Here is a 15008-nt window from a genome sequence, read left to right on the forward strand (position 1 = left end):
GTCCCGAGACAAATCCCCCCGAACGGCGGGACGTCATAGCCTGGATTGCTGTGGACGCCGCAGATAAAGCCACCGGTTCGACCTTCAGATAGACGCACGAGAAACCGAAGCAATTAATTGACGCCCCTGCATCGAGGGGCGCCCTTTTTCCCACGGTGGATCTTCGCCGCGCGGCATCGTCGTGCCCCGCCTATGGGATCGGCGCCCCGTCGAAGCGGTGAGCCCGGTCCTGCGCCGTCGCCCGCTCGATGGCCGCCGCCACGCGGATCACGAGCGCTTCCCCCAGGGCCGGCCCAACGACCTGAAGACCGATGGGCGATCCGTCGGCGGCGGTGCCAGCGCACAGGGAGAGCGCGGGTTGTCCCGTCAGGTTGAAGGGATAGGTGTACATGGACCACGAGATCGGTCCTCGCCCGGCCAGATGGGCGGGGGCATTCCATCCGACGCCGAGGCTTGAGACCGGAAGCGTGGGGGTGATCAGGACATCGAAGCGCGCGAACCCACGCTCCATGCGGTCGCGGAGCGCGAGGCGTTCGGCGGCACGGGTGCGGTTTCCCTCACAATTCTGTCGCAGAGCCCAGTCGAGCCGCTCGGCGACGGCGGGATCGACGAGCTTCCGCTCGTTCAGGAGAGTGGCGCGAAGGTGGGTACCGACACCGCCGTAGAATTCGGATGACCAGATCGGCTCCGGATCTGCGCCGAGGATGTCCTCCAGCTCCTCGACGAGAGCCCCCTCGTCGGCCAAGGCCAGGACGCGGCTCCGGCCGATCCGCACGATGTCCGGATCGGCTCGGGCGTATCCGAGGGTCGCGCTCCAGGCGATGCGCACCCCTTCCACGGAGGACCGCAGGGCGGCGAGGAGATCGGGCGGCGGACCGGCGATGGAGAACGGGTCGCGCGGGTCGTACCCGGCCAGAACCGACGTCAGCAACGCCGCATCCCCGACCGTACGGGCCAGAGCGCCGACATGGGCCAGGGTCGGCGTGGCGGTCGGCGGCCAGACCGGCACGCGGCCGAACTGCGCCTTGAACCCGACGAGGCCCGTTAGGGCGGCGGGAATCCGAAGCGATCCGCCGCCGTCCGTCCCGACGGCGAGGGAGGTGATGCCAGCCGCGACGGAGGCTGCGGCGCCTGCGCTCGATCCTCCAGGGGTCTTACTGAGGTCCCGGGGATTTCGCGTGATGCCGGTCGCAGGCGAGTCCCCGACCGCCTTGCACCCGAACTCGCTCGTCGTCGTCTTCCCGATGAGAATGGCGCCCTGAGCCCGCACTCGTTCGACGACGGGCGCGTCCACCGTCGCGGTGATCCCGGCCCTCGACCGGGAGCCCATTTCCCAGGGCTCCCCGGCCACCGCAATCAGATCCTTGACCGAGACCGGCAGGCCGTGAAGCGGACCCGTCGGGTCACCCCGCAGGATGGCCGCTTCCGCCCGCCTTGCGGCTTGGCGCGCGGAGACCGGCATCAGGCAGGAGAAGGCGTTGATCGTGGATTGCGTGGCTTCCGCCCGGCGAAGGGCGCGTTCGGTCAGTTCGACCGGCGAGACCTGCCTGGCGGCGAGGAGCCCGCGCAACTCTATCGCCGACAGGAGGTCGAGGTCGCTCGCGTCGTCCGGGACCGGCGTCACGCCGCCCCGCCCCGGGGGGCATCCATCGCGGCTTCGAACCGTGCCGCAAGGTCGGCGACGGTCCCGTCGCGTCCCGCGAGGCCGATGAAGGATAGGGATGAGGGCAAGCCGTCGGTGCGGACCGATCCAGGAACCGCGACCGCGCACAGGTCCATGGGATTCACGAAATAGGTGTAGCGGCCCATTACGGCGTTTCGCGCCACGGGCTCGGCCAGCATGTCAGCGATCGTATAGAGGGTCGGTACCGTCGGCACCACGAAGGCGGCAAAGGGGGCCAGCGCCGCGCGTGCCCATCGCCGAGCCTCCGTGAGTTGGCGGATCGCGTCGAAGGCGTCCTTTGCCGAGTAGCGCAGCCCCGGCTCGATGGCGGCCCGGACGACGGGATGGATGGTCTCTGGCCGCCCGGTGACGACGTCCCAGTAATCCACCAGCCGCTCGGCCACGAGGGCGGATTGGAAGACGAGTCGCCCAGCTTCAGCGAACGGATCGAAATCAATCTCGACGAGCGTAAAACCGAGAGCTTCGAGGGTTTCGAGATTGGCACGATGCGCCGCCTCGGCAGCGCGATCCGTCTCGAAATCGAGCTGGTCGAGCCGCGGAACGGCGATCTCCCGCGGGAGGTCGCCCAGAGGCGCGGCCACCGGTGGAGGGAGATCCCGTCGGCTGGCGGGGTCGAGGGAGTCGAACCCCGCGATGGTCCGGAGGATCTCGTTCGCGTCGGCGCAGGTGCGGGCGAAGACCGGAATGCAGTCGAGGAAGCGGCTGTTGTACAGGAGGCCCCGGCCGCTCACGAGACCGATGCTCGGCTTCACGCCGACGATACCGTTGCAGGCCGCCGGCACCCGGCCAGAGCCCCCCGTGTCGCTCCCAAGAGAGAAGGCGACGAGGTCGCGGGCGACGGCGACCGCCGAACCCGAACTCGACCCGCCGGGAATGTAAGAGGGATCGATGGCGTTCCGGCACAGCGGCTCGGGACTGCGCGTGCCGTTCAGGCCCGTAGCGAACTGGTCCATGGTGTTCTTGCCGACCAGCACGGCACCCGCCGCCTCCAGGGCGAGGACGGCGGCGGCGCTGGCCTCCGGTTCGAGGGAGAGGCCGGGACAGTTCGCCGTCGTCCGCATCTCCGCGACATGGATGTTGTCTTTCACGCTGAAGGTCAGGCCGAGAAGCGGCAGGTCCGCGCCCGCACGAGCCTGGGCGGCAGCGGTCCGGACCCGGTCGACGGCGACCCCCGCCGGGACGAGGGCGGTGAAGCAGCCAGTCCCATAGAGTAAGACCCGCCGGCAGCTTTCCGCGACGATCGCCACGGGATCAGCCCCCTCTGACAAAGCCGCACGCACCGAAGTGAAAGTCATTGCGAGGGAATGGAAATCGCTCATCGCTGTCCCGTTGGGTTCACCTCAACGGCCTGGCCGGGCTTCGTCAGCCTCGAACACATGCCGGCTCTCCTGCCTGATCAGATCCAGGCACTCCTTCTTGAGCGCCAGGAAGCTGGGATCCACGGCGAAGTCGACAGAACGGGGGCGGGGAAAATCGACGGCGATCTCCCTCAGGATCCGGCCCGGCCCGGCGCTCATGACCAGGATCCTGTCGGCCAGGAGGATCGCTTCGTCGATGTCATGCGTGACGAAGACGATCGTCGCGCTGATCCGCGGCCACAGCCTCAGGAGGTTGTCCTGCATGATGGAGCGCGTCTGCGCGTCGAGGGCCCCGAAGGGTTCGTCCATGAGGAGGATGCCCGGCCGCGTGGCGAGCGCCCGCGCGATCGCCACGCGCTGCTGCATGCCGCCCGACAGTTCATGGGGATACGCGCCCGCGAACCGGCCAAGGCCGACCATGTCGATCAGCGCGTCGGCCTGCCTCAGGGCCTCGGCCTTCGAATGCCCGGCCATCCGGGGACCGTGGGCGATGTTGTCCCGGGTGGACTTCCAGGGGAACAAGTTCGGCTGCTGGAACACCACGGCACGATCTGGACCCGGACCAACGACCTCCGACCCGGAAACCCGTATCGTCCCGGACCGGAGCGGTTCGAAGCCCGCGATGGCGTTGAGGAGTGTCGACTTTCCGCAGCCGGAAGGCCCCAGCAAGCAGACGAATGCGCCGCGGGCGATCCGAAGCGAGACAGCGTCTACCGCGATTGTGGATTTGCCTCCCCACTCAAAAACGATCGAGGCCCCCTCAATCTCGATGGCAGGCTCCGCCGATCCCAGGGCGGCTTGGCCGTACTGTGACGGCATCATCGCCACCAGACCAGGCGCGCGGCGGCTGCAGCAAATGCGCGATCGGCCAGGAAGGAGACGAGCCCGAGTACGACGAGGCCGCCGAGCACCAGGCCGGTCTGCATGTTCTGCTGGGCAAGGGCGATCCGGTAGAAGACGCCCGAAAAGGCCCCCGCGAGTTCGGCGGCCACCAGGGTATAGAACGAGATGCCGACGGCTGTGCGAAGGCCGACGACGATGTAGGGCAAAGCACCGAGGAAAATGATCTCCCAGTGCAGGCGCAGGCGCGGCGTGCCAAGCATCTGCGCTGCTCTGATTAGGCCTCGATCCACTTTCTGAACCCCAAGATGGGTCGACAGCCAAACGGTGAAGAACACGCCCCAGAAGATGAGAAAGATTTTGCCCGACTCCGCAAGTCCGAACCACAGGATGACGATGGGCACGAAGGCGATCGGCGGGATGGGACGCAGAATTTGGAAGACCGGGCCGAGGAGCCGAGCAACAAATGAGATGCGTCCGGTCAGAATGCCGACCCCGACGCCGCAGGTGGATCCCAGCAGGAAGCCCACAGCAACCCGCGCAAGGCTCGCGGCTAGGTCCGACGGCAGTTCACCAGAGATCAGCCATTCGTGCAGCGCCTGCGCCACGACAGTCGGCGGCGGGAAGAGCACGGTGTTGACGATGCCCGCCCGCGACACGGCTTCCCAGATCAGGAGGAACAGCGGGAGCGACAGGTATCCCACGGCAGCATTAAGGAGCGAACCGATGCGACGGGTTACTGCGCTCCTACCGACGGGAGATGCCTCGAGCGAATGACCCGTTGACATCGCCGTGGGTGAGGGAGCTTGAGAACGTGAGACAGGAAATGCAGCAATACCCGTCACGTCTCAGCCCCCCGTATAGGTGACGCGAGACGGATCGAGGCTCCGCAGGGGGGCGGGGATTACGAACTTGGAAAAGTCCGGGACCGCTGTGACGCCTGGTGGATGGTTCTTGGTATCAAGTCGCCATTGGGCGTGAGTCTTTAATGCGTCGATCTGCTTCTCACCAATCGCGACGTGAAACACGTAGTCGCTCCAGATCTCCGTCAGATCCTCGGCTTTCATACCGACGGCCTTTGCAATGATGCTAATCGCCTCGTCCGGGTTCTGCTTTAACCAAGTCTCAGATTCGATCAGAGCGGCCAGGAAGCGATCAACGACCTGAGGATGCGTCGTGAGGTAATCCTGCGTGACGACGATGTTGAAGGTCTCAGCATAGACGCCTTTCGTGTCGAGCGGGACGACCTTGTCGCCCAGGGCCCGTCGGCCGTTAGCGATATGCGGCTCCCAACTGTTAAATGCATCGATGCTGCCAGATGCTAAAGCTGGAAGCATCTCCTGCGGCTTCAAATTGACAAGCGTTACGTCTTTGCTCGTAAGGCCGGCCTTTTTGAGAAGTTCCGTCGTATAGACTTCGCTGCCCGTGCCGGCGGTGTAGGCGATGATCTTTCCTTTCAACGAGGCTACTGTCTGGATGCCCGACGATCGAAGCGTCAAGGTCTTGTCGTCCGAATACTCCATGCCAGCAACGAACGCGATGCTTTGCTGGGCCATAGCCGCAGCTGTCACGGGCGCTTCGGCTGTCGTCGCAATATCGGCGCCGCCTCCGATCACCGTGTCGAGACATTGCTTGCCGCTGGTGAAGTTGCTGATCGATATGTCAAGACCATTCTTCTCAAAAAGCCCTTTCGCCTTCGCGACAATGGTCAGGCCAGATATGGGCGACAGGTTCTGCGCAAGACGGGCTTTGACGAGCTCGCCCGCCTGCGCATGTGATGAAGCCGCGAAGCCGAGACTGATGAAAAGTACGGCAGCACTTTTTCCGATTATGCGCATCGTTGATCCAGTTTTGCTAACGAACTCGGGTCTGCGAATGCTCGGAAGCATACGGCTCGCAGCCCCTCGCATGAACGACTCTGGCGGGTTCGACCGGCAGGAGGTGTTGCTTGGGGCTCCGATGGTGAAGCAGGTATGGTCACCTGCCGGCATGAAGCGAGCAATTAATTTCATCTAAGGTGCGAGATAGATCTGCTATTTATGGGCTATTTAAAAGAATTCGTATCCCCCATACGTAGAGGAGCCTCCAAATTTACTAAGATATAAAACCACAAGTGTTATGGCGGTGGAATGTGAACTTTCGGTCTGTAGCTAGTCTGCCGGAGACAGATTGAAGAGTCTCATGACCGGAGAATGGCAGGTTCATCGCAGTCCTAAGGGGCGAAGAAGAGGTAATATCTGGTCCGCCGTGGAAGGCGGCGGAAGCCCTGACCAAGCATGTCCGCTTGGCCGCTCGTCGGCAGGTCACGTCCGAGCAGGAGATCGGTACCGTGTGGGCTTCCACCTCGGTAACGACTGCGTTGTGAGTCAGGTGAATGCAAAGCGGCAACGCAAATAGTGTCTCGGAGCCACCCCTCATGGCAACGGGAATGTTCTTTTTAAAGAACGGCTGAAAGCGGAAATGCCGCCGCAAATTCGCATAAACCCAGGATTTATTTCCAAGGCTCGGGTGCCGCTGGGACGGCTCGGCAATTAACGGCGATGCGTTCGGGGCGTACGCATTCCTTCCATTCGTCATGCCCTCATTGAGATCCGATCTCAGGGTGAATTCTGTTCAACAATCGGATCACACGGGCTAGGGCCCGCTGCCGCGAAACAATCGTATGCGTTTTGGCCTCTAGCGTAATCTTCCGGACAGCGCCGGTTTCGCCGTCAATTTAGCCCCCACGACTGCGTTCTATAAAAAGAACAATCTTGTTGACTGTAGGCACAGCGCTCTGCACTCTTTCATAGCCCGGCCGTCGCCTATTACGCCCGCCGGGACAGTCCACCGACCTTTCAGACGGAGCTTCAAGTCCGATGGCCTTTCGACCTTTGCACGATCGTGTGCTGCTGCGACGCCTCGAAGGCGAAGAAAAAACCAAAGGCGGCATCATTATCCCTGACACCGCCAAGGAGAAGCCACAGGAGGGCGAGGTCGTCGCTGTCGGCCCCGGCGCCCGCGATGAGGCCGGCCGTATCAACGCTCTCGACGTGAGGGCGGGCGACCGGGTGCTGTTCGGCAAGTGGTCCGGCACCGAGATCAAGGTCGACGGTCAGGATCTACTGATTCTGAAAGAATCTGACATCCTCGGCGTGATCGCCGCCTGAGCGACTTATAAGCATCAACAAGCGGAGAACAAGAATGGCTGCCAAGGACGTAAAATTCTCAGCCGATGCGCGTGAGCGCCTGCTGCGCGGTGTCGACATCCTGGCGGATGCGGTGAAAGTTACGCTGGGGCCGAAAGGCCGCAACGTCGTGATCGAAAAGAGCTTCGGCGCACCTCGTATTACCAAGGACGGCGTTACCGTCGCCAAGGAGATCGAACTCGAGGACCGCTTCGAGAATCTCGGTGCTCAACTCCTTCGGGAGGTCGCCTCGAAGACTAACGATCTCGCCGGAGACGGCACGACGACTGCCACGGTGCTCGCTCAGGCCATCGTCCGCGAGGGCGCCAAGGCTGTCGCGGCGAACTTCAACCCGCTCGACCTGAAGCGCGGCATCGACCTCGCCACGGCCGCCGCCGTCAAGGACATCACGGCCCGCGCCCGCAAGGTCAAGAACTCCGACGCCATCGCCCAGGTCGGCACGATCTCGGCCAATGGCGATGCCGAGATCGGCCGGCTGATCGCGCAGGCCGTGGAGAAGGTCGGCAACGAGGGGGTGATCACCGTCGAGGAGGCCAAGACCGCGGAGACCGAGCTCGACGTCGTCGAGGGATTGCAATTCGACCGCGGTTACCTCTCCCCGTACTTCGTGACCAACACCGAGAAGCTGATCGCCGAACTCGAGGATCCCTACATCCTCATCCACGAGAAGAAGCTGTCCTCGCTCCAGGCACTGCTACCGGTGCTCGAGGCGGTCGTTCAATCGAGCCGCCCCCTGCTGATCATCGCCGAGGATGTCGAGGGCGAGGCGCTCGCCACCCTCGTCGTGAACAAGCTCCGCGGCGGCCTCAAGATCGCGGCCGTGAAGGCGCCGGGCTTCGGAGACCGCCGCAAGGCGATCCTCGAGGACATCGCGATCCTGACCAACGGCCAGGTTGTGTCCGAGGATCTCGGCATCAAGCTCGAGAACGTGACACTCGCCCTGCTCGGGCAGGCCAAGCGCATCCGTATCGACAAGGAAAGCACCACGATCGTCGACGGTTCGGGCGACAAGGCGGTGATCGAGGCCCGTGTCGGCCAGATCAAGGCGCAGATCGAGGACACCACCTCCGACTACGACCGCGAGAAGCTCCAGGAGCGCCTGGCCAAGCTCGCTGGCGGCGTCGCGGTCATCCGCGTCGGCGGTGCCACCGAGGTCGAGGTCAAGGAGAAGAAGGACCGCGTCGACGACGCGCTCAACGCCACCCGCGCCGCGGTGGAAAAGGGCATCGTTCCCGGCGGCGGGGTTGCCTTGTTGAGTGCCCAGAAAGCCGTCTCCGCACTTAAGAGCGAGAACGCGGATGTCCAGGCCGGCATCAAGATCATTCTCAAGGCGCTCGAGGCTCCGATCCGTCAGATCGTCGCCAATGCCGGCGTCGAGGGCTCGATCGTCGTCGCCAAGATCCTCGAGAACCCGTCCGACACCTTCGGCTTCGATGCGCAGACCGAGACCTACGGTGACCTCATCGAGGCCGGCATCGTCGATCCGGTCAAGGTCGTGCGCACGGCGCTGCAGGACGCGGCGTCCGTGGCCGGCCTCCTGGTGACGACCGAAGCGCTCGTCGCCGAACGGCCGAGAGAGAAGTCGGCGCCGCCCGCCCCAGGCGGCCCGGACTTCTGATCGTCTCCGGCGAGGGGCCGGCTATGCGGTCTCTCGCCGCCTCGGCAAACGGATGGCCGATTGACTCGGCCAGCATCCTATCGGCGGCGCCTTCTTCGCGAATGAGGAAGGCAACGCCCCTAAGAGAAGACAAACTACCGATCGCAAAGACGTTTTTCTGCCACGTCCTTCAATAAGGTGGGTTTATGGCTGTTTCGCAGGAGTTTCGCCGTCAGCTAGAGGGGTACAGCCTCACTACCGCCGAGGTGCTGTACCATCTTCCCGATCACCCCCATCTGTTGCAGGTCTTCGTCTGGCAGCAGCACGACATCTTCCCGCTGTTTCCCCATCTAAAACGCTTCCTGGCTTTCTGGCAGGAAACGCTGGATGGACCGCTCCATTCGGTCAGGGTGATGCACAGTCGTCTGATCAAACCGGCCGAGTTGAAGACGATTTCGGGCGAATTCAACCTCCACTAAACTTACCCTGGACCAAGCAGCCACGACGTCGGAGAGGCCGTGCACCTCGTCCGCCGAAGGAGCGAGGCTGTCCTTTGGGCCGGGGCGGAGACAGGCGCGGCTCGTGATCGGGCAGGTGACGTGGCGTCTGGGCTGATCCATGAGCGGACGATCGGCGATGATGGCGCCCTGCGCCTGTTAGAGCCGCACCCGTTCGGTTTGCAACCGCGAGGGCGCGGGCATGAACGACCGGACATGTGCCGCTTCTGTCGCTCAGCTCAGGCGAGATGGCAGGCCACCTGATGCCCTGTTTCCGCGGTTGGGCGGAGTGCTGGCGGCTCGGAGCGGCAGCGTTCGACCGCGATCGGGCAGCGGGGATGGAAGTTGCAGCCCGCCGGAGGGGCGTAGTGACTCGGCAATTCGTCGGGTTTCCCGGAACCCCTCTCGATCCTGTGCCGCCTGCGCTCCTGTGACGGTACAGCCGCGAGGAGCCTGCGAGTGTAGGGATGGGCCGGCGCGCGCCACAGCGCCTCGCGGGACGCGATCTCGACGATCCGGCCGAGATACATCACGGCGACCCGATCGGAGACGTACTCGACCACGGAGAGGTCGTGGCTGATGAACAAGAGAGCGACACCGCGCTCTACCTGACAATCGTGCAGCAGGTTCAGGATCTGCGCCTGGACCGAAACGTCGAGGGCCGAGACCGGCTCGTCGCAGACGACAAGGTCGGGTTCCAATGCCAGAGCGCGCGCGATGCCGATGCGCTGGCGCTGGCCGCCCGAGAAGGCGTGCGGATAGCGCCCGGCGGCATCGGCGGGCAGGCCGACATCTGCCAGCAGCCGCGCCACCCGCGCCCGGCGCTCGGCGGCCGAGCCGCGCCCGTGGATGCGCAGCGGCTCCTCGATCAGCCGGCCGACGGTCCAGCGCGGGTCCAGCGCCGCCCCGCTGTCCTGGAACACCATCTGGAGGCGGGCTCGCTCGCTTCTCAAGGCGCGGGCGGGCAATCCGACGAGGTCGCGGCCGCCGAGGCGGATCGCTCCCCGGCTGGGCTCCACGAGGCGCAGGATGGCGCGGCCGAGGGTGGACTTGCCGCAGCCCGATTCGCCGACGAGGCCGAGGGTCTCGCCTGGGTGGATCTCGAACGACACACCGTCCACCGCCCGCACCGTGCCGCGCCCGGTCCGGTAATGGACCGCAAGGTCGGCGACGGCCAGCAGCGGAGGGGCATCGATCTCAGGCACCGAGTGGTGCAGCGGATTGCTCTGAAGCACGGATTTCGTTCCAGCGGAGGCAGGCGACTCGCCCGGCGGCGGACCCGGCCGCGTCCAGGGACGGCAGGGTCTCGCGACAGGGCAGGGCGGCGAACGGGCAGCGGGGCGCGAAGGCGCAGCCGGGCGGCATGGCGCCCAGCAGCGGGACCTGGCCGGGAATCTCGGCGAGGCGTCGCCTCGGACCTGTCCCAAGGCGCGGACGCGCCGCGAGAAGGCCGCGCGTGTAGGGGTGGAGCGGCGCCGCGATCAAAGTCTCGGCGGAGCGTGTCTCGACCACGCGGCCGGCATACATCACCGAGACCCGGTCGGCATGTTCGGCAACGAGGCCGAGATCGTGGGTGATCAGCACCACCGCCATCCCGGTCTCGCAGCGTAGGTCGTCGAGCAGGTCGAGGATCTCCGCCTGCACCGTGACGTCGAGGGCCGTGGTCGGCTCATCGGCAATGAGAACGGCCGGCGTGCAAGCCAGCGCCATGGCGATCATCACGCGCTGGCGCATGCCGCCCGACAAGCGATGGGGATACTCGCCGAACCGGCGCTCCGGATCGGGGATGCGGACACGCGCGAGCAGGGCGAGTGCCCTGGCACGGGCCTCGGCGCGGCTCACCGCCTCATGCTCGCGGATCGCCTCGACGATCTGCGCACCCACGGTCAGAACCGGATTGAGGGCCGTCATCGGCTCCTGGAAGATCATGGCGATGCGTGCGCCCCGCAGGCGCCGCATCGCCTCGCCTTCCAACCCAAGGATGTCGCGTCCCTCGAGACGGACGCGGCCCCTGGCGCGGGCGTTGGCGGGCAGCAGACCGAGCAGGGCGTAGGCGGTGAGCGACTTGCCGCAGCCGGATTCGCCGACGAGCGCCAGGGTCTCGCCCGGCGCCACAGCGAAACTGACGCCTCGCACGGCGACGAGTTCGCCGCCCCGGTCGTGGAAGGCCACGGACAGGTCCTCCACCTCCAGAACCGGCCGTTCGTTGTGCGCGCTCACCGGGCCGCCCGCTTCAGGTCGAGGGCATCGTTGAGACCGTCGCCCAGGAGATTGAGGCCGAGGACGGCGGCCACGATGGCAAGCCCAGGCACTGCGGCCACGAACCAGTCGGTGCGGATCACCTCGCGGCCGGCTCCGACCATGCCGCCCCAGCTGACGACGTTGGGATCGCCGAGACCGAGGAAGGCGAGGCTCGACTCGGCCAGGATCGCGTTCGCCACAAGGATCGAGGCGGAGACGATCACCGGTGCCAGCACGTTGGGCAGGATGTGGAGCCCGATGATGCGTGCATCCGAGGCCCCGATGACGATGGAGGACTGGACGAGCTCGCCATCCCGCAGGCGCAAGACCTCCGCGCGCACCAGACGGGCGAGCGCCGGCCAGCCGGTGAGCCCGATTGCCAGCACGATGGTCGAAATGGAGGGCTGCAGCACCGCGACGATGGCGAGGGTGAACAGGAAGGGCGGGATGGTCTGGAACAGCTCGGTGAGCCGCATCAGGGCAGCTTCAATGCGCCCCCCGTAATACCCTGCCACCGCACCGATCCCGACGCCGATGACGAGGGCCACGAGGGTGGCAACAGCGCCGATTAGGAGCGAGATCCGGGCCCCGTAGGCGATACCGGCGGCAAGATCGCGGCCGAGCATGTCGGTTCCCAGGGGAAAGTCCGGATCTGCGCCGGGCCATTGCAGGGGAGCGCCCACCATGTCGAGGGGATCGCCCGGATAGAGGACCGGCGCGGCGAGGCCCAACCCAGCAACGTGGCCGAGGAGAATGAGGCCGACAAGCGCCGACGGGCGTTGCACCAGGCGGGCGAGAAGCCCGGCCGGATTCCGCCGCGACGCGGCCAGGGGAAGGGCAGACGCCATCGGCTCAGGACCGGGTGGTGCGCGGGTCGAGCACCCCGTAGAGCAGGTCGACCGCGAGGTTGGCGAGGACGACCACCACCGAGCTGCAGAGCAGGATGCCGAGCAGCAGGTTAAGATCACGCTGGAACAGGGCCTCGAAGGCAAGGCGGCCAAGGCCTGGCCAGGCGAAGACCGTCTCCACCAGAACGGCGCCGCCGAGGATTGAACCGAGCTGAAGCCCAAGCTGTGTCACGATGGGCAGGAGCGCATTGCGCAGAACGTGGCGGCGGGCGATCCGGTGCGGCCGCACGCCCTTGGCCACCGCCGTGCGCACGTAATCCTGCCCGTAGGCCTCCAGCATCGCGGCGCGGGTCAGGCGGGTGTAGACCGCGAGGTAGTACAGACCGAGGGTGAGGGCCGGGAGCACGAGATGCTGTGCGACGTCAGCGGCGTAGCCAAGCCCGGTGAGGCCGGCCTCCACCTGCGCCATGCCGCCCACCGGCAGCCAGTCGAGCCAGACCGAGAACACTACGATCAGCATCACCCCGATCCAGAACACCGGCGTGGCGTAGAACAGAAGCGCGAGAATCGAGATCGCAGTGTCGAGGGGGCGGCCCGCATGGCGCGCGGCGGCAAAGCCCAGCGCCCCGCCGACAAGGACGGCAAAGCCGATGCTGGTTCCCATCAGCAGCAGCGTCGGCCCGACCCGCTGGAGGATGAGGGTCGCGACGGGTAGTCCCTGTCGGAAGGAGAAGCCGAGATCGAGGGCGAGCACGTTGGAGAGGTATCTGGCGAACTGAACGGCCATCGTCTGATCGAGGCCGAACTGCGCGCGAAGCGCCGCGATGTATTCGGGCGTGGCTGACCCAGCCTCCCCGGCCAGGACCTGGACGGCGTCGCCGGGCGCTAGGTGCAGCAGGCAGAAGTTGATGACGGCGATGCCGACCACCACCGACGCCATCTGGAGGAGGCGCCGGCCAAGGGTGCCCAGATTCGCCGTCAGCCTGCTCATCGCCCGCTCAATTCGCACTTGCGCGCGAATGCCCCGGCACCGGCCCGTCGAAGCGGAAGTCGCGCAGGGTGCCGTAGACCTGATCGCCCCGGGCGTCGTGGCGCAGGTTGGACGCCTCGACGGTGAAGAACTTGAGTTCCAGCAGCGGCAGGGTCGGCAGGTCCTCCAGCACAATCTGCTGGAAGCGCCGGAACAGGTCGCGGCGCTTGCCCGCATCCGCCTCGCCCTGGACCGCTGCGATCAGCCCGTCGACCTCCGGGTTGCGGTAGCCCGAGCCGTTCGTCCATGGAATGTTCTTACCGATCGAAGCTGACCAATAGGCCCGGGTGACGCCGACCTGCGGATCCGAGAAAGCGGCGAACCAGGTGATCGCGATGTCGAAATCGCGATCCCCGTAAATGCGGCGCGTATAGCTCGGCGTGTCCTGGCTCCGGATATTCGCTTCGACGCCGACGCGGCGCAGGGAGGCTTTCAGGAATTCGGCCGTCCGTTTGAAATCGTCGCCATAGGGAATGTAGTCGATGTCGAGACTGAAGCGCGTCGCGTTCGCATCGCGCTTGAACCCGGCCTCGTCGAGGAGCACCTCGGCCCGTTTTGGGTCGAACGGATGGGCCGGAACGTCCTTGGCGTGGAAATCCGTGAGCGTCGACGGCACCGGGCTCGTCGCCGGCTGGCCGAAGCCGAACCAGACGACCTTGGCCAGAGCTGCACGATCGATCGCGAGGGCCAGGGCGCGGCGCACCCGCACGTCCTTGAGTGGGCCGCGCTCGACGTTGAAATCGGCAAACAGCCACGGCGAAAGCCATTCGTAGCCAGTGGTCGCGACGCGAAGGTTCGGCAGCGCGCCGAGGCGGGCGGCGTCTCGCAGGGGCACAGGGCTCAAGGGTGCGTATTGCGCCTCGCCCTTCTCCAGCGCCGCAGCGCGGGCAGCGGCATCCGGCAGGACACGGAAGACGACCTTGTCCAGATACGGCTTGCCCTGATCCCAGTAGCTCGGGTTGCGCTCCAAGACGATGTGGTTGCCCCGGTTCCATTCCTTGAAGACGAAGGGGCCCGTGCCGACGGGCTTATTGTTGTAGGGGTTCGAGAGCACGTCCGTACCCTCATAGAGGTGCTTGGGAAGCACCTGCGCGCCGTTGCTGTTGAGGGACGACAGGATCGCCGGCGAGGGCTGGCTCAGGCGCAGGATCACCGTGAGCGGATCGGGCGTTTCGACGGTCGTCACCTTGCCGAAGGTGATCTGGTTGCGCGGATGGATCTTGGTCCAGACGTTCTCCAGGGTCCACTTCACGTCCGCCGCCGTGAAGGGCTTGCCGTCATGCCAAGTCACGCCAGAGCGCAGGTGGAGGGTCAGGCTGAGCCCGTCGGGTCCTGTCTCCCAGGCGGTGGCGAGAGCCGGGATCGGCTTGAGATCGCGGTCGTAATCCACGAGCCCGTCGAAAATTGTCCCGCTCACAACCCCGGTCGGAGCGGCCGAACTGACCGCCGCGGTCAAGATCACCGGTTCCGGCTGTACGATCGCCGTCAAGGTCCCGCCGTTCCGCTCAGGCTCGGCGCATACTGGACCCACCGTGAGTGCCAGACCAAGCATCACACCTGCGACGCCTCGCTTGTACGCTGATACCATCCCGCCGCTCCCGTCGTACACGCCGAAGGCTAAAGACAGCCGACCCGCCCCGCCACAACACGACGGCTGTGTATTGGATAATGGGACTGTCAGTACCAGCATGATCCGTTCGATTGAATTCTCTATTTTTTCTCAGT

The 15008-nt window shown here is 65.5% G+C and carries 13 protein-coding genes; 3 read left to right on the forward strand and 10 right to left on the reverse strand.

Annotated elements, in window-relative coordinates:
• Positions 1-190: 190 nt before the first annotated feature.
• The 5 genes from FPV16_RS07610 to FPV16_RS07630 form a co-directional block, all read right to left on the reverse strand.
• Positions 191-1624, reverse strand: coding sequence for an amidase (locus tag FPV16_RS07610; RefSeq protein ID WP_227437591.1), 1434 nt, complete (start codon positions 1622-1624; stop codon positions 191-193).
• Positions 1621-2931, reverse strand: coding sequence for an amidase family protein (locus tag FPV16_RS07615; protein WP_227437593.1), 1311 nt, complete (start codon positions 2929-2931; stop codon positions 1621-1623). The genes FPV16_RS07610 and FPV16_RS07615 overlap by 4 nt, the downstream gene beginning before the upstream one ends.
• Before the next feature lie 93 nt (positions 2932-3024).
• Positions 3025-3864, reverse strand: coding sequence for an ABC transporter ATP-binding protein (locus FPV16_RS07620; RefSeq protein WP_227437689.1), 840 nt, complete (start codon positions 3862-3864; stop codon positions 3025-3027).
• Entirely contained in the window at positions 3861-4586 is a 726-nt protein-coding gene (locus FPV16_RS07625; RefSeq protein WP_227437595.1) for an ABC transporter permease, read from the reverse strand. The genes FPV16_RS07620 and FPV16_RS07625 overlap by 4 nt, the downstream gene beginning before the upstream one ends.
• A 144-nt stretch (positions 4587-4730) precedes the next feature.
• Positions 4731-5720 (reverse strand): ABC transporter substrate-binding protein, encoded by a 990-nt coding sequence (locus FPV16_RS07630; RefSeq protein ID WP_227437597.1) that lies wholly within the window; start codon positions 5718-5720, stop codon positions 4731-4733.
• 1020 nt (positions 5721-6740) lie between these two features.
• Between FPV16_RS07630 and FPV16_RS07635 the strand changes: the two genes are divergently transcribed.
• The 3 genes from FPV16_RS07635 (at position 6741) to FPV16_RS07645 (ending at position 9146) form a co-directional block, all read left to right on the forward strand.
• Positions 6741-7031: a co-chaperone GroES gene (locus FPV16_RS07635; protein ID WP_227437600.1), complete on the forward strand. Its 291-nt coding sequence runs from the start codon at positions 6741-6743 to the stop codon at positions 7029-7031.
• Positions 7032-7065: 34 nt separating this feature from the next.
• The gene (gene groL, locus FPV16_RS07640) at positions 7066-8688 is read left to right on the forward strand and encodes a chaperonin GroEL (protein ID WP_227437602.1); all 1623 of its coding nucleotides are present in this window, start codon (positions 7066-7068) and stop codon (positions 8686-8688) included.
• A gap of 185 nt (positions 8689-8873) precedes the next feature.
• Positions 8874-9146 carry an usg protein gene (locus FPV16_RS07645; RefSeq protein ID WP_227437603.1) on the forward strand — a complete coding sequence of 91 codons (273 nt, stop codon included), beginning with the start codon at positions 8874-8876 and terminating at the stop codon, positions 9144-9146.
• A gap of 257 nt (positions 9147-9403) precedes the next feature.
• Here the strand turns inward: FPV16_RS07645 and FPV16_RS07650 are convergent, their stop codons facing one another.
• Genes FPV16_RS07650 through FPV16_RS07670 form a run of 5 tightly spaced genes read right to left on the reverse strand, consistent with a single transcriptional unit; the run spans position 9404 to position 14700 of the window.
• Positions 9404-10399, reverse strand: coding sequence for an ABC transporter ATP-binding protein (locus FPV16_RS07650; protein WP_227437605.1), 996 nt, complete (start codon positions 10397-10399; stop codon positions 9404-9406).
• Positions 10362-11384: an ABC transporter ATP-binding protein gene (locus tag FPV16_RS07655; RefSeq protein ID WP_413629221.1), complete on the reverse strand. Its 1023-nt coding sequence runs from the start codon at positions 11382-11384 to the stop codon at positions 10362-10364. Before FPV16_RS07655 ends, FPV16_RS07650 begins: the two co-directional genes overlap by 38 nt.
• Positions 11381-12253 carry an ABC transporter permease gene (locus FPV16_RS07660; protein WP_227437607.1) on the reverse strand — a complete coding sequence of 291 codons (873 nt, stop codon included), beginning with the start codon at positions 12251-12253 and terminating at the stop codon, positions 11381-11383. Before FPV16_RS07660 ends, FPV16_RS07655 begins: the two co-directional genes overlap by 4 nt.
• Before the next feature lie 4 nt (positions 12254-12257).
• Positions 12258-13244, reverse strand: coding sequence for an ABC transporter permease (locus tag FPV16_RS07665; RefSeq protein WP_227437609.1), 987 nt, complete (start codon positions 13242-13244; stop codon positions 12258-12260).
• A gap of 7 nt (positions 13245-13251) precedes the next feature.
• A complete protein-coding gene (locus FPV16_RS07670) occupies positions 13252-14700 on the reverse strand; it encodes an ABC transporter substrate-binding protein (protein WP_227437611.1) in 1449 nt (482 codons plus the stop codon).
• Between the last annotated feature and the right edge of the window lie 308 nt (positions 14701-15008).

The sequence above is a fragment of the Methylobacterium sp. W2 genome, assembly GCF_020662345.1.
GTDB lineage: Bacteria > Pseudomonadota > Alphaproteobacteria > Rhizobiales > Beijerinckiaceae > Methylobacterium.